Genomic DNA, 18,760 nt, shown 5'->3' on the forward strand with positions numbered 1-18,760 from the left:
GTGTACACCGGGCACGTGCTCGTCCTCGCACCGGCCCGCGCCGAAACCCCAGGGGACGCCTCCCCGACAGCTGTCGCCCTCCGCCGTGCGCAAGCGCTTGGCGCGCGTCGAAGCACTCCTCGAACACTCTTTGCTGCGCCCACCCAGCGCCGTCCACGACCTGCGGCTCGCCCAGCGGGCACTCGCCCTCGGCGCCCCGACCGAGGTGCTGCCTGCGTGTGAAGCCCAGACCCGGCGAGGAGTGGAGGAGTGAGCGCAGCAGTGCGGACTGCCACCTGGTGAGGCGACGGCGCGGAGCGGCAGGCGGGTGAGCAACCCCACGTCCGAAGCGTGACGACTGCTCAGTTTCGCTGGCCCACGACACCCCGCACCATCAGGTACGGGGAGCCTGCCCGCGCGCTCACGGGCGGGGAGACCGGAACCAGCGCGAAGGGCGGCGCGGGAGTCCGGATGCTGTGTACGGTCCCGGGCCGCAGGCCGGCGGGCGCCCGCAGCATCTGAGGAGGAACGTGAGGGGTGTCTGAGTCAGAGCGGCCTGATGTTCGAGGCCTGTAAGCCCTTCGGGCCGGTCTTGACTTCGAATTCGACCTTCTGGCCCTCCTGTAACGTCTTGAACCCCTCAATCCTGATCTCCGAGAAGTGGGCGAAGAGATCATCACCTCCACCCTCCGGCGTGATGTACCCGAACCCCTTGGCGTCGTTGAACCACTTGACCGTTCCAGTCGCCATCATGTCGCCCTTCTGGTTGAACGAAGCCACGCCAGACATCCAGCTCTGCCGTGGTCGTGATCGACAATCAGGTTAGCGTCACCGCCTTTCGAGCGGGGGCAGGATGCCGAGATACCCGATGCAGCACGTCAAACAGAAGATCGTCACGCTGCTCAGGCCCCGCCGCAAGCGCGAGTCTCACAAGGAGGTCTGCATCGAGCGGAGGGCGGCCTCGCTGCGGCGGCTGGGCGAGCGCGGCCGACGCCGACCAGCGGCGGCCCCCTGCCTCATCAGTGAGGTGCGGTCAGGCACCCAGCGGGCCGCAGGGGAAGGCGGAGCTCGAGGTCAAGAGCACCGTCGGCGGGGCCGTTTCAGCGCGCGCCGGAGACGTGTCGTACCGGTCGCTTGCCGAAAGGAGCGGGTTTCCCGCAGTCGGCTTGAAACGCCCCCCTCAGACACTGACTGAGGGCACGAGGGTGGACAGGCTGTGTTCATGCAAATACAGTGAGTTCGGGGCCTGCGAGAGCAGGAAATGGGGGTGAATGGCGGCTGCGATGCCGCCTTATCTGCGATTCTGCGGGCTGTCTACGGGAAGTTGCCCATAGAGCCCGTGAAGCCGCGCGGTTCGGGTCAGATTCACTCCCCCATCCCGGTTTTCAGCGCCGCAAAGGCTGCCGCCATCGGCACTGAATTCAACTCGTCCGCGACACACCCATACCGAAGGAGAGGCGATCACGCCTTTATCGGCAGCTGACCTCGCAAAGCTCGGGGACGCGCCCATCACGATCCAGTCGACGTTCTTCCCGAACATCTTCCTGCGCATGGACGGGACCGGGGTAACCTCCTTCACCGACCCCGGCGGCGGGACCGTCAACTGCCAGTACGGCCCCGGCCCCTGGACAGCGTGCAAGGTCCGACCGCAGGCAGATGGTTCGTACGCCTTCGAGTCGATGGCCTTCGCGAACGTGTTCCTGCGCATGGACGGCACCGGGGTCCCCGCCACGATGGCCGGCGGAGGGAAGGTCAACTGCCAATACGGCGCCCACCCCTACGAGAAATACCACCTTCGCGCCCAGGCGGACGGTTCGTTCTCCTTCGAGTCGGCGGCCTTCCCCGGTATTTACCTGCGCATGGTGACCGGCAGCGGGGTGACCACCGCCACCGGCCCCGGCGGAACGGTGAACTGCCAGGTCAACGCCAACGGCGGCGAGCACGAGAAGTTCTATCTCGACAGGGCCTGATGACCGGGTCGCCCGCGCGAATTTCACACTTGGTTTCGCGCGTGGTTTCTCGCGAATACGTACGTGACATGGGGTAGAGCACCCCGGAAACGCGAAAGCGCCTCCTCCGCCGGGTAGCGGAGAAGGTGCTTTCTGCCAAATCTGCCTTCAGCGGACCAGGCCCGCGCCCTCGGATGGTTCGGTGAATTCCGAAACCCGGCCGATAGCGCTCCGACTCCGGCACGGGGAGAGGCCGTACCGGTGAACTCGGAAGCGGCCCGATGCCGGAGACGGACCTGAAGGGGCAGCTCGCGAAACGATTCCACGAAGTCAACGGCGACCACCCGTTGACCGGCGCCGACGACGCGTACGTCAGCACGCGGTTCCTCACCCTGGAGGACCTGTGCGCGGCCCCGGCCGTGACGCCGACGAGGTCCGCCGGCTGATGCTGGGGCGGCGCCTGCCGCTGCCGGGTTTGCTACTAGGTGTTCGCGCCGTTGGCGCGGCGGGACCTCGCGCCTGTTCCTGCCCGCCACGGAGACCCCGTCCGCCTGCAAAGGCCCGCTGGCGCATCGAGCACGACTACCGCGAACTGAAGACAGGCCTCGGCCTGTACCACTTCGAGGGACTACCGCGGACGGCCTCGGGACGCACGGGGTGGTGGCCCTGCCGCGGTGATGGCCTCGTCGAGTCGCAGAGGCCGAGACCTCGGGCTGGTGGCTGCTTGCATCCGGCGCGCCTGCAAGCAGCCGCCCGGGAGCCCTCGGCGTCCTCACCCGCCATGGGCGACGCACACTCGGACGTCACATACCTGCGAGGGTGAGCAGCCGGTGCATGTCTGCGGATAGCAGGTTGGGGTTGGTCGGCTGCAGTGGCCTCGACGGATTCCGACGGATCGGCCGGCAGCCGCGTCAGGTCCTCCGCGGGAAGCCGGGGATGCGTTGCGACGGCGCAGCGCACTGTGTGATCGGGATCGGCCGCAAGGCGAGGCACGGTCTCCACGGGCAAGTCGAGGTCGCGCGGGGCCAACTGTCTCATTCTCGGATCCGGGTCCGTGGCCAGACGTCGAAGGACGTCCGCCGGAAGAGGGAAGTCATCGGCCGGACGCCACCGGACCATCTTGTCCGGACGATGGGTGCGGTCGATGCGCTCAGCGGTCTCGGGATCGATCGGGTCTCGGGAATGGAGGGCCATCGTGGTGCGGACGCTGCTCTCCTCGTCGTCGAGCAGTTGGGCAACAAGCGGCGCCGGGAGGTGGTCGGACATCGCTGCCGAGGCACGGAAGCAGACGTACGGCGAGTCCACGTGCGGCAGAGGGTCGGCCGTCACCCACGGCAGGCGCAGTGCCCGAAGTCGCGAGCCAGTCCAGCGGGGGCACGTCGGACAGGATCTGTGCATGGATCGCGGCGCGAGTCGGCTCCGGGGTGTCCTGACGGGCGAAGACGCGGAGCGTGACTCGCAGGTTGGGATCCTGGGCGAGCTTGTCGCTCAGCGCCGGTGGGAGGTCGGGGTGTTCTGCGAGTTCCCCACGCACTTCTTCGTCCGGATCGTCGGCCAGCCAGCGGGCGGTGGCGGTGTCCAACGTGCAGTGGCGCACCGCGCCGACGCGCGTGACCGGGTCGGCCAGCAGCGCCGGAACAAGGTCTGCCGGCGGAACGGGATGGGGAACCCGGCGAAAGTAGGTCGCGCAAGCTCCTGCTCGTACCGAGCCGTCGGGATCCGTCAGCAGCAGCCGACGCACCGGTTCAGGGGCCGTCGTCCACCATTGTGCGAGCGTCGCCCGGACCTTCGGGTCGGAGTCCGCTGCCAGCCGGGCCCGCAGGTCTGCCGGTACGTGATCGCTCTCCGCCAGGTGTTCGCGCACCTGTGAATCGGCGTCGTCGAGCAGCCGCTCGAACAGCTCTCGCGGTGCATCGCCAGCACCAACGGTCACAGCCCTGCGTATCGCGGGATCCGGGTGCTCGGCAAGCATCATCCGGAAGGCGTGCGGGAGGCTGCGGTTGAGAGCGAGAGAATGCGTGAGCCAGAGATCGTCTGTGGCAATGATCTCGGTGATCATGTCATCACTCAGATCTGGCCGCTTGGCCACCCTTCCGAGCCTTTGCGATAGGCGAAGAGGCGAAGAGGCGACGCACGAGCTCGGACGGCAGGGCAGGGTTTCCCGCGAGCCCCTCCACCACCTTGTCGAGAAGAACCGGCAGCGGTATGGCGTCCGACATGGCGAGCGACCCTTCTGCTCAGTGACCTGACCACGGAGTCTCTCACGCGCGTTCGCCGTGGGACCGGCGGCCGCAGCACCATCGTGGGGGCCTCCCTTCACAGTCGCCCCCCTTCCAGAGTCAGCAAGACCAGCCGAAGGCGAACGGCCTGACGACCGGCGCATCATCCGTACGAGGCGCAGCGGGACCGTCAGGGCTCGTCCGGGGCCCCTCCTGCGGCACGACGACCGCATGCGCGGCTGGTTCCTGCCTCTCCCCCAACCGCGACCCCCGTATTTACTCGGCGACCGGGCTGTGAGGTCGACGGGGCTCCGTGTCCCGCCAGGAGCCATCCGGGCGTCGTCGGAGACGGGCTCGGCCCGGGCGATGGCACACAGCCTCGCAGCCATGTCCCACAGCGGCCCGCAGCCACACGGGCGGTACTGCTCCGCGCCCCCGAAACGCGCTGGGGCGGCGGGGTTCTGGTGGCTGAAGTCCCGGTCGAAACCGACTGTGCCTCGCGGCGTGATTGCTCATGTGGGCGACCTGTGAACCGGTCGACCTTGAGGTTCCACCACAGGGGGCAATTTGGTCTATTTCTGCACAGATCAGAATTATGAGTAGATGTTTGCAGCCAGCTCACAGGTCGGAGCGAAGCGTCTCGTCGCGGGCCGTTTCAGGCAATGCCGATCACGGGGTGGCTTTCTTCCCGTATCCGCATCCACAACCCGCACAGCCACGTCAGGTTCGGCGGGCGGGGGCCGGAAGACCGACACCGGAAACGGCGCACGGCGTCCTGTCCCCGACCCAACGCATGGAACTCACCGCCACGGCACGGAACTGCCCCACCAGGTCCCACCGAGCGCGAGGAGAAGAACAGCGTCGCCATCGCCTCCAACGAGTCGTTCGGCTGGACGAAGACGTTCACAGACCCGCGTCTCTGCGCGGCCATCGTCGACCGCCTCACCTTCAACGGCACCATCATCGAAACCGGCACCGACTCCTACCGCCTCGCCGGCACCCGGGCGCGATTTGAGGAACCCACCAAGGCCAGCTGACGTCTGCCGCTACCTCCCTAGACGGCCGGCCGCCCTGACGGGCGGCTGGCCGTGCCGCATTCGCGATGACGACCGTGCTGCCCTGTATCGAGCACCTGTTTCCGAACCGGGCATGACATCCAAGGAAACCATTCGGGTCAGGCAAGTAGCGCCAAAACTTCGGCGAGATGACAATGAAGTGCATGCGCACGGCTCGTGCGAGACCGGTGAGCGCGGAGATCCGTACGACGGCGAGTCGGCCGTTCCACGACGGCGGGAGACCGCATGAGCGCCTTCGAGCTGACCATCCAGGCAACGATCGCGATGATCCTCCTGGTCGATCCATTCATCCGCGGCATCTTCTTCCGCATGCTCACCGAGAACGAACCTGAACGCCGACGCGAGTACGTCGGCCGCATCATGATGACGATCGCGATCACGCTGGGTGGTGCGGCCCTGGTCGGCAAGGAGCTTCTCGACCTGGTCGGGATCAACCTGGGCGCGTTCGGCCTGGCGGGCGGTCTGGTGCTGACACTCATGGGCTTCGAGATGCTCTTCGGCGGCGAGCCGACGCGCGCGCAGGGCGGTGCCTCGGCACACGATGAACCGGCGCCGAAGTCGGCCGAGGACTCGATCGTGGTGCCCTACGCCATTCCCTTCATGGCCGGCCCTGGCGCCATCACCACAGTGATCACCATTGCCTCAGCGGGTGAGGGCTGGTCCGGCCCCGTTGCCGCGCTCATCGCCGTCAGCATCACCGTGGCTCTGATCCCGGTCGGTCACCTGCTGCTGGTCAACCGAATGAACATGTCGCCCCAGACCATGGCCATCATGACGCGGTTCGGCGGCCTGTTCGTCGCCACGATCGGCATCCAGCTCATGCTCGACGGCATCAAGAGGTACTTCGGCATCACGTGAATGCCCGGGCCCCGAGCCGTCGTCCTGGCTCCTTGGGAAGTGTGCGCCGGCGGTGCTCACGTTCCGCCGCGCCGGGAGCCGCCGCACGCCAGGGATCGCGTTCCTGGCCGGAACAATGAGTCCGGTGAGCACGCATCGAGTACCACAGGCGCAGCGCGCGTTCCTGGTGGCGAGCATCGCCATGGGCCTTGTGGTGTGGTCGGTGGCGTTCAATCTGGGTGCCTTCGGGGTGGTCTTCTTCAAGGACGTCTTCGCGGTGATCGTCACTGCCACAGTCGCCCTGCTGGTGTCCTTTGTGGTCCCCGAAGTCTTCGTCGGGCCCCGGTGGGCGGTGCGTCTGCTGCTGGCCGCGCCGGCAGCATGGCTCATCGCCGCCGTGACGATCGACCATTCGGTGACGGAGGCGGCTGCCGACCCGGTCCTCGGCCCCATCGGACTGTGCGTGGCACTGGCCGCCACCCCTTACACCCTCTGGCTGATGATCACCGCACTCGTGCCCGAGCTCGAACAGGTCCGGGGCCCGGCGTCAGATGGCTAGTCAGGCAGCCCGCGCGAGCTACGGCCGGGGCCGCTGGCGGTTCGGCCCATGCCGTTCGCGGCCGTTGATTTTCTTCGCAGCGTCGCAGCCACGCGAGTCCTGGCCGACGGTTCGGGGCGGCTTTGACGCTGGGAGTCGATGACGGTCGCGACGGCTCTGGGGCTTCTTCCATCCCGGCCCCACCCCCTTGAACAGGCAACTCAATGTTCGACGAGACAACCTACCGATCGCCAGGTTCGTGAGATCGGCCAGCCTCATTGAGGCCGGACATGTGCCGTCATCTCTCCTCGAATGAGGGCGGGCATGCCCTTAGGAAGCCGCGGCGAGCGGTGAAGTAGCAGGTGGCCGGGTCGTGGTTCACGGCTCGAGCAGCCGCCCCTCGACATGTCGGCTCGTGGGGAACTGCTCCTGCGATACCTCTAGCGGACAGGGCGCGACCGGCCAGCCGCAGGCGGGAACGATTCGCGCACGCGTTCCCAGGTGGCGTAGCCCTGGAGGAGCTCGACCTGCGTGTGGGTGGGGTTCCCGGCTACTCGGGAACACGGGCATCGGCCAGGGTTTCGATCGCGCTCGTACCGCTGATCCTGCTGACCAAGGACCGCTCGGTCATGGGCCCCCTGGCCCGAGAGGTCGCAGCGCAGTCGTGTGAAGCGCAGCGGGTGGCGGTGGACGTCGCCGCGGTCGATGGCGGTGTCCGCGCCGATCTCGGCGACGAGGTCGGGCCGGACCAAGGTCGCCTCGAGTGGCGTCGTGCTGCCCAAGGCGGAGGAGAACCTCATGCCTGTCCAGGGGTGGCCGGGGCCGGCCGCGGTGAAGTCCGGCATGGCGGGGGGTGCGAAGCCGCACGCCTGCCGGCAGCGCCGTACACGAGAGCACGTGGCAGTCCTCCCAAGACACCAGCATGGCTGGCTCAGCCGACCTAGCGGTGTTCGCGAATGGCGGCGACCTCGCGTACCGCGTCGGCGACGGCGCGGAAGTCCTTGCGCAGGATCTTGGAATGGTTGCTCGCGACCTTCGCACTGACCCGGATGTTCGGATTACGGGCCAGCACCGCATCGAGGTTGCCACGGATCTGCTCCATCACCTTCGGGTCGCCGCCCAGGTTGCCGCCGGTGGCGAGCACGTACCGGGCCGGCACGGTCAGACGGTCGAAGACCGGGTTGAGGGCGGCAGGCGAGCAGAGGTCGTTGGCCTCGATGTTGATTTCGGCGTGCTGTGCGGCGCTCATGCGCGCGGCCAAGCCGAGCGGGCGGGCGATCGGGAACAGCGGGCTCATCATGCGGAACAGCTTGCGGATCTGTTCCCGGGCGGCGTCGCCCTGCCAGTCGTGCGGCAGGGCGCCGTCCACGGACACCAGCCCCAGGGCGCGGTCCGGGTTTTGGGCGGCCCAGTGCACGGCGAGCATGGCGCCGTAGGACCAGCCCACCAGGATCGGCCGCTCCACGCCCCTGGCCGTGAGGACGGCGTCGAGGTCGCGCAGGCACGCTGCAAACGAATAGTCCGTGGCGCGCTTCGACTTGCCGCGGGCGCGCTCGTCGTAGGTGATGTGCCGGTAGCCGCTCCCGAGGTCGGCGATGACGCGCCGCCAGTGCGACTGGTCGGCGTAGGAGCCGTTGAGGTAGACCACGGGACGGCCGGGCCCACCGGTGTCGGTCACGGCCAGTGCGGTGTCATCGATCGACACCATGCCGGTCCAGGCGGACTGCTTGATGGAGGCCATGGCTTGCCTTCTTCCAGGGTCAGAGGTGGATCAGGAGCGGTGGACGGTGATGCCGCAGTAGGAGGTGCGGCGCCTCGAGCTTCGGGCTCTCCTCGGCCCCTTCGGGCCGGGTGCTTCTCAAGGGCTACGAGTCAGATGCTGCGGGCGGTGATGTCGCCGTAGGCGGTGGTCGCGTGGATGCTCAGGCTCGCGCCGACGCCGTCGGTGTTCTTCAGGGCGTTGTGGATGCGGCCGTAGGAGGTGCCGGCATCCAGGGAGGCGCAGACCCCGGCGGCGGCGCCGACCGAGATGTTGCCGTGCTCAGTGCGCAGGGTGACCGTGCCGCGCGCGGCCTCGGCGATGGTCAGGTTGCCCTTCTGGGTGCTGATCTCCGCGGAGCCGACCAGGCGGCCGACCGAGACGTCGCCGGCGAGGAGGGTGAGGCGGGCGCCCGCGGTCTCGTCGAGCTTGACCGAGCCGTGCGAGCCCTCGAAGGTGATGTCTCCGAGCCGTCCGACGCCGCGGAGTTCGGCGCTGGCCGCCTTCGCCTCGATGCGGGAGCCGGCGGGCAGCTGGACAGTGACCTCGATGGACCCGGAGCTGCCGAGGACGCGGTTGTTCGCCTGCGAGGTCTCGATGCGCAGGACGCCGTCGCGGTAGTCGACCGTGGTCTCCTGCGCCGCCTTCACGTCGCGGCCCTTCGAGGCGTCGGCGGGAGCGACCTCGACCGTGGTGTCGGCGCGGTCGGCGGCGATGAACCGGATGCGCCCGGCGGGGATGCCCAGGACGGCGGCGATCGGGGCGGTGGTGTCGAACTTCTGCATTGCTCTTTCCTTCGGCTCGTCGTTTCCGATGAAGGAAAAGCTACGTTGCGTTTCATGATTCTTCAACACCTTCGTTGCACTTGAACAGCATTCTCGCAGGTCAACTTACCTAGATTGTTGCAATGGATTCGAAATTAACGCAACGAAATCATCTCTTCGTTGCAATCGAATGACGGTGAACGCTATGTTGAAGACGCGGCAACCCGACTGCGGAAGGAGCCCGGGTGGCGTGCCTGATGGCCGGCACCGAACCCGCCCACAGCGCCGCACCAGTCGCAAGGAAGCCTCTGGCTTCACCGGCAGGTTCCGGCGCACCATCGGCATGCGTCGCAGGATGCGCAACGCCTCCAGGGTCGCGGCCGCCTGAGCGGGGCGAGCGCAGCGGAGAAGATCGACGGGCGGGCGGCGTACTTGAGATGGTCGATCAGCTCGAGCGAGCCGGCCACCCAGCCGCCCATCGACGGGATCGCTTTGGAGGGCGCGCCGAGCCGGACGACCCGTACGGTGTTGCCGAAGTGCTCCTCGATGCCGCCGCCGGTGGCGCCGATGACGCCCAGCGCATGGGCCTCGTCCACCATCAGCAGCGCGTCGTGGGCGTCGCAGACCTTGCGGATTTCGGGCAGCGGAACGATGTCGCCGTCCATCGAGTAGACGCTGTCGATGACGGCCAGGCGCACCCCGCCCGGGGCGGCGGTCTGCAGCCGGCGCTCCAGGTGGGCGACGTCGTTGTGACGGGAAGCCTCTCCCGTTTGCTGAGCATTCTCCTGCTCGTCGGCACCCTCTTCGCCTTCGACGCGGTGCAGGCCAGCCGAGGCGCGGCCGGACCCGATAGACCGCCTCCCGTAGGGCAGGCAGGGGCAAGACCTTCGAGGGTTGCGTCAAGCATGCCGTGATCGGGCGACGAGGCAGTGAGGGGCAACGAACAGCTCCTTCCTGCTCCGGATGGCGGGAGCGCCAGCGGCCGGCAAGGCCGCCGGAGCCGCCCGGTCCTCGTGGTGGGCCGCTCGGTGAGCAGCTTGTCAGCGTGCGGTATGCGTGCGGGCGCGCAGGTCGAGGGCCTGCTGGTCGCGCTCGGGGCGAAGTGACGTGAGCTGGGCGTTCAGCTCCGGCCAGCCATCGGGCGGGACGGGCTCGCGGACGCGTTCCTCGTCCCATACGGGGCCCGGTACGTGCCATGTGTAGACCCGGTGCTCGAGCTCCCGCTCATCGGCCTCGAGGATGCGGACGGTGTTGAGCGGGTGGGTTCCCGGCGGATTCGCGAGGGGTGTGACGAGCCGGTGAGCGAAGAGGTGGGCGATGCGGTTCTCCCACCATGACAGGCGCCGACGCGGGACACTGTGCCGGGCGTCCCGGGCGAAGGCGTGGGCGTCCATGGCACCCGAGCTGCGGATCGTCTCCGGCATCTGGCGATGGGCTTCGGTGAGCCGGACGGGGCGTGGCGTCTTCGTCTTCCGATCCGGTTGGGACGGTTCGGGCAGATGGGCCTCCTGCCCGAGACGGTCCTGCATTCCGACGCGGCAGGAAGTGCGCAGCCGCCGTGTCCGCAACCGTTCCTTGTCGGGGGCGTCGGCGAGTTCGAGGAGCCCGGGACAGATGTCGCACAGCTGCAGGAGAACGCCGGCGCGGTCCTGTGGGTAGGGGCTGGGCCACCAGGAGCGGGGCTCGACGGCGGTGCGCCCGCAGAACGCGCAGCCCTTCTCGTGATGCGGTTCGGCGGCAAGGCCGGTGACGATCGGCCAGGACGCCCAGAAGGCGCCGCCATCGAGGTACTGCGAGGAGTGCTCCAGGCCGCCAATGAGCAGGCAGGTGTCGCACAGGCCGACCGTGGAAGCGCCGGCGTCATGGCCCACGAAGGCTATGCGTTCGCATCGGACATCGCGGCGGCACCACGAGCAGCTCGGCAACGCGTCCGGGCCGGGCTCCTCCGGGGGCTCGCAGTAGCACAACTTCCAGGTAGCGGTGAGGTCCGGCGAGAACGGGCTGCTCGTGCTGCGAGTCATGCCCGCACGTGAGGAGCGCAAGCGCAGGCCCGGGGGCGACTCGTCCATCCAGGCGGCATCCTTCCCGCCAGGCGGTCGGATTTCTCATGGACAGTCCGCAGGGCGGGATGGGCCGTCACGCGCCGGTCATCCCGCCCGTGGCAACACGGCTGCGATCGTGGCTGCATGAACCCGACCGGCATCCCGCCCCAGAAGCCGCCGCGAAGACACCGGGTTTGCCATGGTGAGCGTCGGCCGCTCCCGGGTCTGGCTGCGCGTCGGCGTCACCCGGGTCCGGGCCGACAGGGTCACCGCCGTCACCCCCGGCGACGACCAGCTCCTCCTCCAGGTCACCGGCGTCCCGGGGAGCCTGGTCCTCCGCCTCCCCACGGGTGCGCAGCGCGCCGGGCGCGACGGTGAGCTCGTCGGCTGGGCCGATGAACTCCTGCGTGTGATCGAGCGGGCCGCGGCCGCGTCCACACGCACCTTGATCACTTTCGAGCCCGCCAACAGCTTCCACGCTGCTGGCTTCGCCGCCCGCTCCCTGACCGGCGACGACCGTCTCCTCATCCGGCCTCCGCTCCAACCTGTCCCCGACGTCGTCCGCCAACGGCCCAGGAATTTGAGACTCCGCACGTGGGACCGCTCAGTTGGACATGTCGACGAAGCGTCCATAGTGGTCCTGGTGGGCGACGGTCAGGGTTGCGGTCGGTCCGTAGCGGTGCTTGGCGTTGATGAGATCGGCCTCCCCGGCGCGGGGCGAGTCCTTCTCGTACGCGTCTCCGCGGTGGATCAGGATGACGAGGTCGGCGTTGTCCTCCAGGGCCCCGGAATCGCGGAGATCACTGATCACGGGTTCCTTGTCGGTGCGCAGTTCTGGGCCTCGGCTGAGCGTGGAGACGGCGAGGACCGGGATCTGGAGTTCCTTGGCCAGGCGTGTGAGGCCGAGGCAGATGTCGGAGACCTCTTCGTAGCGGGAGGTGCGTCGCTGGGTGCCGTGAGGGATGAGCTGCAGCTTGTCGATGACGATCATGCCCGGGCCATGGCGGGCGTGCAGGCGTCGGCAGTGTGCGCGCAGGTCGCTGAAGTTGGCGTAGTGGTCGTCCTGGATGTAGAGGGGGCTGCGTAGACGTCGGGTTCGGCGAGGGGGCGGTCCGGTGGAATGTGAGTCCGGTCCAGGAGGGTCGCGGCGTGGACTTCTGCTTGGACGGCGTCGGTGAAGTCCGCGAGGTCGTGGGGGACGCCCTGGGCGACGAGGTCCTCGATCCGGGCGTGGCCTGCGGGGTACGACGCAGCACCGGCGAGCCGTCGAGTCGTACGCCAATCCGAACACCCCTCCCTCATTCGAAGTAATTCCAGGGTGGGCATTTTTGGCAGTCCACCGTATGGAGCAGGGATGTCGACGACAGATGCCACTGGCAGATGCCGCTCGACGAAAGGGACCGTTCCATGCGTAAGACCGCTCTCCTGCTCGGTTTGGCACTCTCCGCAAGCGTGGCTGCGGCCGCCCCGGCCGCAGCCAACGGCCCCGGCTACCCCCCGAGCGACCAGGCGGTGGTCATCAGCAACGCCTCGACCGGCTTCTATCTGCAGACCGACAACCAGAATGAGAACCGGCCGCAGTACGTCCAGGTGTGGTACCCCTGGCCGCTGGCCAATGAGGGCTCGGGGTCGGTCTGGCGACTCAAGCAGGAGTACGGCGACCACTACGTCATCGAGACCGAACCGATCAAGAACCCGACCCCGGCCTGTCTGACGGTGCCGGACAACGCGAAGGACAACGGCCCGCTGACCGTGACCGACTGCAACGGCGGTCCGGCACAGGACTGGATCGTCCGCGAGGACGGCACCTCCAAGACCTACACCATCACCCCGGCCGGAGCGAACTTCCGGCAGTGGGCAATCACTTCACAGTCGCAAAACTACCCCAACCCTGATGTGTACGTGACCCTCAAGCACTTCACCGGAACCAACGCGCCCACCAACATGCGCTGGAAGATCGACCCGAGGTCGGCCGCCTGACCCCCCGGTCAAGGAAGGCCGACAGGCGCAGGCCCCAGCCCAGCAGGGGCCTACGCCCACGCCGCGGCGGCCCCGCGCGGCTGCTGCGGACCTGCGCCCCTGGGAGAAGCGACAGAGCCGGATCGGCTGACCCCTCTCGCCATCGGGTGAACGGTGACCATCTGACGGCGGATCACATCTGACACCCCCGCTCGAGCGGGGGTGTTCCGCAGTCGTCGGCGTACCGACCGGCGGCGACCAGTAATCGGTTGGAGACGCATCCGTTCTCGCGGAACATGATCGGCACCTCAGCACGTGGGTAAGCCCACTCCTTGGCCAGGGTGTGGATCACCTGCGCGGTGATCTTCTCCCCGGGGACGGCGGTGTGCTGGCGCTCGGCCGCTTCTATGACGGCCGCAGCCAGGGCTTCGGGGCTGCGGACCTTCCGGTTCGCAGCCATGCCTCCAGCCGCTTGAGGCCGGTGCGGCGCAGGGCGGCCGGGGTCTGGTAGTCGGTCAGCAGGACAAGCGGGCCGAGGTTGCCAAGATCCAGGACCCGTTCCAGGGCGGGGAAGATGCTGGTCAGCTGGCCGCGCAGGCGGTTGATCCGGCGGGTACGGTCGGAGTTGGTGTCGGCCCGGCGGCTCGTGAGGACGCGTAGCTCGATGGTGTGTTCGTCGTCCGGTCTCAGGACGGTCAGGTCGCGGCGCATGGAGTTCGAACAGCAGCACCACCAGACAGCTAAACCCTCCCTCGCGGCATGAACCCCTGTGTCCACACTCCGGGGGTCACCTCAAAGAACGGCAGGCCCGTCACGCCGCGATCGGCCTCGACAACGCGGCAATCGCCACTGAGAGGAAGACCGACGCGCAGGCCGTCTCCGAGCTGATGTCCGCGGTCTTCACCAAACTGGGCACCGACCGGCTCGGACTGCGCCGAGCTCTCGGAATCTGACGGTCGGCCTCACGCGGGGCCGCTGCGAGTGCTGCAGCGGCCCCGCGTTGCGCGTCCGGGCGTCACCGTGGCCTCAGGACCTGCGCAGCCGCACCACGTCCCCGGCTCCGCCGGCCGCGAGGACGTCGATCCTGACGCCGGTGTCCGGATCGGTGAAGGTCTGGCCGGGCGCGTACGCCGCCAGATCGAGCGGGGTGCAGCCCGCGGGCGGGGTGGCGGCCGGGTTGCCGTTCATGATCCGGACCGGGCCTTCGCCGGTCGGGGCGGCGGAGTCGACCTTGTAGATGAGGACCCCGGTGGAACAGGCGGCCCGGTCGTTACCCTCGGCGCGACGGGACTCGGCAACGTACGCCGTGGTCTCGCTGGTGCGCAGCACGGCGATCTTGGTACCGCCCGGGCGTTCCACCGGGGTCAGCAGTACCGTGCGGCGCCCGGCCCCCGGCAGACAGGCGACCTGGTCGTCGCGCGTCCAGCCGAGCTTCCAGGAATGCCAGCCGAGGTACTGCGGGGCGGGTCCCGCGATGTTGCCCATGACGTCCCAGCCGCCGACGTGTTGGTGGGCGGCGCCGGTGAAGGAGTAGAGGTCCGGCAGGCCGAAGGTGTGGCCGGTCTCGTGGGCGGCGACCTTGGGGCCCCAGTGCCACATGTCCTGGCCGAAGGTCACGGCCCACTTGAGGCGGGCGCCGTCGGCGGTCACGCCGGGTGTGGCGGGGTCGTAGAGGTAGGTCGGGGAGAACGAGATGGCGGTCGCCGCCTTGGTGGGGACGATGTAGACCATGTCGTAGCGGGAGAGGTCCGTGTACGGATCGGCAGCCGTGATCGCGTCGCGTACGTACTTCTCGTGGCTCTCGAAAGTGAGGCCGCGTGCGAATCCGTACGAGTCGGAGTCCGCCGGCATGTGGATCCAGCGGTGCAGTGGGCTGACGGTGAGACGGAGGCGGCCGTAGCTGGCCGTGCTCAGCCAGTCGGCGGCCGGGGCGAGGTGGGCGGCATAGGCATCGGTGGAGTCGGTGGCCCGCGCGTCAGGGAAGTCCACGAACAGCGTCAGGACGCGGCGGGTGCCGGTGGACGGCTGGAACTGTGTGCGGTCGGTGTCGTGGCCCTCGTCGGTCCAGCCGGTCCTGCCGGGGAGCGCGCAATCGGCGGCGGGGGCGAAGGAATGTGCTGTTTCGGCCGCGGTTGCCGTGGTGGGGGCGGCCAGGCAGGAGAGGAGGGCGGCCGCCGCGGCGGCTGCGCGCCGGGAGTGGGACGGAGTGGACATGGGGGATCCCGTCGTCGAGGGCAGGGTGGGGATGGAGTGGGATGGATTACGCGCGGCCCGCGGCCAGGTCCATCAGCCGGGCCAGGACGTGGCCGCCGGAGGCGGTGACGCCGTCGTGCTCCCACTCGTTGGTGACCCAGACCCGGGTGGCGCCGATCTCACGCGTCGTGCGCAGGGAGAGGCCGGCATCGACGTACATGTCGTCGTGGTAGACGGCCGCGGCGAGGGGAACCTTGTTGGCGGCGAGGCGGCCGGGGTCGTAGAGCGCGGGCCAGTCGGTGCGCCGGGCCAGGAGATCGGCGGCGTCCGCGAAGGGACGCAGAGCCGAGACCTCCCGGAACATCCAGGGGTAGATCATTTCGCCGGTGAGCAGCAGGGGGTCCACGTCCTCGGCGAACTCGGGGAAGCCGGCCAGGGCCCTGGCTGCCGCCCAGCCGGTCGGCCCGGCGCCCTGGCCGTACAGCGTCTCCTGCATGACGGCGAACAGCGGGTTGTCGGTGAATCCGGTCAGGGCCATCACCTGATGGCGGAACGTGTCGGTCAACTCTCCGTCGGAGCCCAGGGATTCGTCCAGCAGCCAGTGGATCCGCTCGAAGCCGTCGCCCATGCCGAGACAGAGGCCGAGGGTGCGCAGACGCCGGGGGGTGAGCCGGTCCCCGTCCGGCAGGCGGACGTCACCGGCCGCGAGGAGATCGGCGATCCTGCGGAGGCGGGGGGCGTCGTCCGGGTAGCGGGCGTAGAAGTCGAGTACCCGCTGGCGCACGCGCGGGTAGGTACGGGCGTACACGTCGTCGGCGGTGGCCGCGAGACCGGGGAGGCCTCCGGTCACGTAGCAGGCCCGCAGACCCTCGGGGGCCTGGGACAGGTAGGTGAGGGTGATGAAGCCTCCGTAGCTCTGGCCGAGCGTCTCCCAGGGTGTGTCGCCGCACAGCCTGCGGCGGATCAGTTCCGCGTCGGCCACGATCGCATCGGCGCGGAAGTGGGACAGGTACGCGGCGAGTTGGGCGGGAGAGGGGAAGCGGGAGGCGGACCGCGCGGTGACCGGGGTGGAGCGGCCGGTGCCGCGCTGGTCGAGGAGCAGCACGCGGTGGGTCTCCAGCGCCTGGGGCAGCCACCCGGGCGAACCGGACGCCGGGCGTGGTGATTTGCCACCCGGGCCGCCCTGCAGGTAGAGCAGCCAAGGCAGTTCCTCGCCGACCCGAGCCGGGTCGACGACCTCGCGGGCGAAGACCTCGATGGCCGGCCCACCAGGGGCCTGGTGGTCCAGAGGGACGCGGAAGACATGGTCGGCGGTCGCGTACGCGGGGTTCATGAATCCCTTTCACTGCTGGGAAGGACGGCCGCAGAGCGAGGTGTGGCCTGGCGCAATCAGCTTGGTCCGGAGCCCGTGTTCCGGGGAGCCTCCGCATACGCATAACGCCGCGTTATGACCTATCGACATCTTGGGAGTGCAATGTCACATAACTAAGTTACGGTCACGCTCCAGCCGCTCTGGCTGTCCCACTGCCCCCGGAGAGACCACTCATGGACAAGCGCACCCGCACCGCCCTCGCCACCGCGCTTGTGGCGACCCTCGCCCTCGGCGCCGCCGGCTGTTCCGACAACGGGAAGGCCGACGGCGGCCGAGCGGGCAGGAACCCCGCGACGGCCAACACCGGAGCGGTGATCGGGGGTACTCCGCAGAAGGGCGGCACCCTGACCGTCCTGTCCAACCAGGACTTCAGCCACCTCGACCCGGCCCGCAACTGGGTCGTGGGCGACATGGACTTCGGCACGCGGCTGCTCTACCGCACCCTCGTGACGTACAAGGCGGAGCCCGGGGCCAAGGGCGGGGAGTTGACACCCGACCTCGCGGAGGACCTCGGCGTCTCCTCCAACGGGGCCAAGACATGGACCTTCACGCTCAAGAAGGGGCTGAAGTACGAGGACGGCTCGCCGGTCACCGCCCAGGACATCAAGTACAACGTGGAGCGGTCCTTCTCCCCCGATCTGCCCGGCGGCCCCGACTATGCCGCCCGCTACCTCGCCGACGCCGAGGGCTACCGCGGCCCGGCGCAGGGCAAGCACCTCGATTCCGTCAAGACCCCCGACGACCACACGATCGTCTTCGAACTGCGCAAGCCCTTCGCCGAGTTCCCCTACGCGACGGTGCTGCCGACATTCGCTCCGGTCCCCGCGGCGCAGGACAAGGGCCCCCAGTACGACAGCCGCCCGTTCTCCTCGGGCCCGTACAAGATCGAGACCTACGACCGCGACAAGCAGCTCGTGCTGGTCCGCAACACCTACTGGGACCCGGGTACGGACCAGGTCCGCAAGGCCTACCCGGACAAGGTGGTCGTGACGGTGGGCCTGCGGGCCAACCAGATCGACGACAGGCTCATCGCCGCATCGGGCGCCGACGCCTCCGCCGTGCCCTGGGGCAAGCTGCGGCCCGAGAGCACCCCCAAGGTGCTCACCAAGACCGACGTCAAGGCGCGCCTGCTGGCCGAGTCCACCAACTGCACCGAGATGGTGCAGATGCACACGGGCCGTGCGCCGTTCGACAACGTCAAGGTCCGCCAAGCCGTCCAGTTCGCACTCGACCGCGAGGCCATCCAGACCGCCTCCGGCGGCCCGGCCCTGGGCGATGTCGCCACGGCCCTCATGCCCGGCCCGATTTTCGGCGGCAAGCAGCCCGACACCCTGGGAATCCCCGCCACCGGTGACGTCGAGAAGGCGAAGCAGCTGCTGAAGGAGGCCGGGAAGGCCGAGGGCTTCGCCACCACCATCACCGTCTCCAACGGAGACAAGGGGGTCGCGGAAGCCATCCAGCAGTCTCTCGGCCGTGCCGGGATCAAGGTCACCATCGAGACGGTCGACCCGTCCGCCTTCTACGACACCATCGGTGACACCAAGAACCGCACCGACCTCGTCTACACCGGCTGGTGCCCGGACTACCTCTCCGGCTCCACGTTCCTGCCCTTCGTGTTCGACGGCCGCTACATCAAGGAAAAGGGCAACTCCGGCAACCACTCGCTCTTCCGCGACGAGGCCACCATGAAGCGCATGGACGAGATCGCCGCCATGACCGACGCCCAGCAGGCCAACAAGGCATGGCAGGAACTGGACGGGCAGATCCTCGCCAAGGCCCCGACGGCACCCGTCGTCATCGAGCGCATGCCCCTGCTGCTCGGCACCAACATCGCCGGCGCCTTCGGGCACACCTCCTTCGGCGGCCAGCTCGACTACGCCACGGTCGGCCTCAAGGATCCCGCCAAGACCGGAAAATGAGAGGGCTCACACTACGGACGCCTGCCCCGGGGCCCGGGTGCCCGAGCGGAACCCCGCCCCGGGGCGTCCCCGCGCGACGACCGAATGGGGGAGCCGAACGGCAAGCCGGAACCCGCGGCCCTCAGCACGACCATACCCCACCCCGCCCCCCACA

The 18,760-nt window shown here is 68.7% G+C and carries 17 protein-coding genes and 4 pseudogenes; 8 read left to right on the top strand and 13 right to left on the bottom strand.

Annotated features, from left to right (window positions below; translation table 11 throughout):
- Positions 1 to 85 precede the first annotated feature (85 nt).
- The gene (locus AB0I68_RS36520; RefSeq protein WP_363181716.1) at positions 86 to 253 is read left to right on the top strand and encodes a hypothetical protein; all 168 of its coding nucleotides are present in this window, start codon (positions 86 to 88) and stop codon (positions 251 to 253) included.
- Between the two features lie 272 nt (positions 254 to 525).
- On the opposite strand, the gene AB0I68_RS36525 is transcribed toward AB0I68_RS36520, so the two are convergent.
- Entirely contained in the window at positions 526 to 729 is a 204-nt protein-coding gene (locus AB0I68_RS36525) for a cold-shock protein (protein WP_363181731.1), read from the bottom strand.
- Positions 730 to 1,529: 800 nt separating this feature from the next.
- Here AB0I68_RS36525 and AB0I68_RS36530 point away from each other — a divergent pair.
- Both AB0I68_RS36530 and AB0I68_RS36535 read left to right on the top strand, forming a co-directional pair.
- The gene (locus AB0I68_RS36530; protein ID WP_363181717.1) at positions 1,530 to 1,949 is read left to right on the top strand and encodes a hypothetical protein; all 420 of its coding nucleotides are present in this window, start codon (positions 1,530 to 1,532) and stop codon (positions 1,947 to 1,949) included.
- Positions 1,950 to 2,209: 260 nt separating this feature from the next.
- On the top strand, positions 2,210 to 2,374 hold the full coding sequence (locus AB0I68_RS36535; RefSeq protein ID WP_363181718.1) for a hypothetical protein: 165 nt from the start codon (positions 2,210 to 2,212) through the stop codon (positions 2,372 to 2,374).
- Between the two features lie 475 nt (positions 2,375 to 2,849).
- Here the strand turns inward: AB0I68_RS36535 and AB0I68_RS36540 are convergent.
- Positions 2,850 to 3,194: pseudogene (locus AB0I68_RS36540) on the bottom strand (hypothetical protein); the annotation flags it as partial.
- On the bottom strand, positions 3,079 to 4,017 hold the full coding sequence (locus AB0I68_RS36545) for a hypothetical protein (RefSeq protein ID WP_363181719.1): 939 nt from the start codon (positions 4,015 to 4,017) through the stop codon (positions 3,079 to 3,081). The pseudogene AB0I68_RS36540 and the gene AB0I68_RS36545, both read right to left, overlap by 116 nt.
- A gap of 966 nt (positions 4,018 to 4,983) precedes the next feature.
- On the opposite strand from AB0I68_RS36545, the pseudogene AB0I68_RS36550 reads away from it, so the two are divergent.
- The 3 genes and pseudogenes from AB0I68_RS36550 to AB0I68_RS36560 form a co-directional block, all read left to right on the top strand.
- Positions 4,984 to 5,184, top strand: a pseudogene (locus tag AB0I68_RS36550) (ATP-binding protein); the annotation flags it as partial.
- Positions 5,185 to 5,448: 264 nt separating this feature from the next.
- A complete protein-coding gene (locus AB0I68_RS36555) occupies positions 5,449 to 6,081 on the top strand; it encodes a MarC family protein (protein ID WP_363181720.1) in 633 nt (210 codons plus the stop codon).
- A gap of 124 nt (positions 6,082 to 6,205) precedes the next feature.
- Positions 6,206 to 6,619 (top strand): hypothetical protein, encoded by a 414-nt coding sequence (locus tag AB0I68_RS36560; protein ID WP_363181721.1) that lies wholly within the window; start codon positions 6,206 to 6,208, stop codon positions 6,617 to 6,619.
- Positions 6,620 to 6,667: 48 nt separating this feature from the next.
- Here the strand turns inward: AB0I68_RS36560 and AB0I68_RS36565 are convergent.
- The 7 genes and pseudogenes from AB0I68_RS36565 to AB0I68_RS36595 all read right to left on the bottom strand — a co-directional run.
- A pseudogene (locus AB0I68_RS36565) lies at positions 6,668 to 6,795 on the bottom strand (IS5/IS1182 family transposase); the annotation flags it as partial.
- A gap of 743 nt (positions 6,796 to 7,538) precedes the next feature.
- Positions 7,539 to 8,339 (bottom strand): alpha/beta hydrolase, encoded by an 801-nt coding sequence (locus AB0I68_RS36570; RefSeq protein WP_363181722.1) that lies wholly within the window; start codon positions 8,337 to 8,339, stop codon positions 7,539 to 7,541.
- Positions 8,340 to 8,470: 131 nt separating this feature from the next.
- Positions 8,471 to 9,142, bottom strand: a complete 672-nt coding sequence (locus tag AB0I68_RS36575) for a DUF4097 family beta strand repeat-containing protein (protein ID WP_363181723.1) — start codon at positions 9,140 to 9,142, stop codon at positions 8,471 to 8,473.
- 293 nt (positions 9,143 to 9,435) lie between these two features.
- Complete coding sequence (locus tag AB0I68_RS36580) at positions 9,436 to 9,993, bottom strand: aminotransferase class I/II-fold pyridoxal phosphate-dependent enzyme (RefSeq protein WP_363181732.1); 558 nt, start codon at positions 9,991 to 9,993, stop codon at positions 9,436 to 9,438.
- A gap of 168 nt (positions 9,994 to 10,161) precedes the next feature.
- Positions 10,162 to 11,142 (bottom strand): hypothetical protein, encoded by a 981-nt coding sequence (locus AB0I68_RS36585; RefSeq protein WP_363181724.1) that lies wholly within the window; start codon positions 11,140 to 11,142, stop codon positions 10,162 to 10,164.
- 115 nt (positions 11,143 to 11,257) lie between these two features.
- A complete protein-coding gene (locus AB0I68_RS36590; protein WP_363181725.1) occupies positions 11,258 to 11,731 on the bottom strand; it encodes a hypothetical protein in 474 nt (157 codons plus the stop codon).
- A gap of 36 nt (positions 11,732 to 11,767) precedes the next feature.
- A complete protein-coding gene (locus AB0I68_RS36595) occupies positions 11,768 to 12,604 on the bottom strand; it encodes a DnaB-like helicase C-terminal domain-containing protein (protein ID WP_363181726.1) in 837 nt (278 codons plus the stop codon).
- Here AB0I68_RS36595 and AB0I68_RS36600 point away from each other — a divergent pair.
- Positions 12,571 to 13,143 carry a hypothetical protein gene (locus AB0I68_RS36600; protein WP_363181727.1) on the top strand — a complete coding sequence of 191 codons (573 nt, stop codon included), beginning with the start codon at positions 12,571 to 12,573 and terminating at the stop codon, positions 13,141 to 13,143. The genes AB0I68_RS36595 and AB0I68_RS36600 overlap by 34 nt on opposite strands.
- A gap of 307 nt (positions 13,144 to 13,450) precedes the next feature.
- Here the strand turns inward: AB0I68_RS36600 and AB0I68_RS36605 are convergent.
- From AB0I68_RS36605 to AB0I68_RS36615, 3 genes and pseudogenes are all read right to left on the bottom strand, one after another.
- Positions 13,451 to 13,833: pseudogene (locus AB0I68_RS36605) on the bottom strand (transposase); the annotation flags it as partial.
- A gap of 315 nt (positions 13,834 to 14,148) precedes the next feature.
- Positions 14,149 to 15,336, bottom strand: a complete 1,188-nt coding sequence (locus tag AB0I68_RS36610; protein WP_363181728.1) for a M6 family metalloprotease domain-containing protein — start codon at positions 15,334 to 15,336, stop codon at positions 14,149 to 14,151.
- A gap of 46 nt (positions 15,337 to 15,382) precedes the next feature.
- The gene (locus AB0I68_RS36615) at positions 15,383 to 16,648 is read right to left on the bottom strand and encodes an alpha/beta fold hydrolase (protein ID WP_363181729.1); all 1,266 of its coding nucleotides are present in this window, start codon (positions 16,646 to 16,648) and stop codon (positions 15,383 to 15,385) included.
- A 212-nt stretch (positions 16,649 to 16,860) separates the two neighbouring features.
- Here AB0I68_RS36615 and AB0I68_RS36620 point away from each other — a divergent pair, with 212 nt between their 5' ends.
- Positions 16,861 to 18,606, top strand: coding sequence for an ABC transporter substrate-binding protein (locus AB0I68_RS36620; RefSeq protein ID WP_363181730.1), 1,746 nt, complete (start codon positions 16,861 to 16,863; stop codon positions 18,604 to 18,606).
- Positions 18,607 to 18,760: the final 154 nt, after the last annotated feature.

This window comes from Streptomyces sp. NPDC050448, assembly GCF_040655295.1.
GTDB lineage: Bacteria > Actinomycetota > Actinomycetes > Streptomycetales > Streptomycetaceae > Streptomyces.

Bases quoted from the DNA above. Each gene is read 5' to 3' on its own strand.
- AB0I68_RS36600 (WP_363181727.1), top strand. From the start codon at position 12,571: ATGCGTAAGACCGCTCTCCTGCTCGGTTTGGCACTCTCCGCAAGCGTG.
- AB0I68_RS36575 (WP_363181723.1), bottom strand. From the start codon at position 9,142: ATGCAGAAGTTCGACACCACCGCCCCGATCGCCGCCGTCCTGGGCATC.
- AB0I68_RS36585 (WP_363181724.1), bottom strand. From the start codon at position 11,142: ATGACTCGCAGCACGAGCAGCCCGTTCTCGCCGGACCTCACCGCTACC.
- AB0I68_RS36555 (WP_363181720.1), top strand. From the start codon at position 5,449: ATGAGCGCCTTCGAGCTGACCATCCAGGCAACGATCGCGATGATCCTC.
- AB0I68_RS36530 (WP_363181717.1), top strand. From the start codon at position 1,530: ATGGACGGGACCGGGGTAACCTCCTTCACCGACCCCGGCGGCGGGACC.
- AB0I68_RS36535 (WP_363181718.1), top strand. From the start codon at position 2,210: ATGCCGGAGACGGACCTGAAGGGGCAGCTCGCGAAACGATTCCACGAA.
- AB0I68_RS36615 (WP_363181729.1), bottom strand. From the start codon at position 16,648: ATGAACCCCGCGTACGCGACCGCCGACCATGTCTTCCGCGTCCCTCTG.
- AB0I68_RS36610 (WP_363181728.1), bottom strand. From the start codon at position 15,336: ATGTCCACTCCGTCCCACTCCCGGCGCGCAGCCGCCGCGGCGGCCGCC.
- AB0I68_RS36570 (WP_363181722.1), bottom strand. From the start codon at position 8,339: ATGGCCTCCATCAAGCAGTCCGCCTGGACCGGCATGGTGTCGATCGAT.
- AB0I68_RS36620 (WP_363181730.1), top strand. From the start codon at position 16,861: ATGGACAAGCGCACCCGCACCGCCCTCGCCACCGCGCTTGTGGCGACC.
- AB0I68_RS36525 (WP_363181731.1), bottom strand. From the start codon at position 729: ATGGCGACTGGAACGGTCAAGTGGTTCAACGACGCCAAGGGGTTCGGG.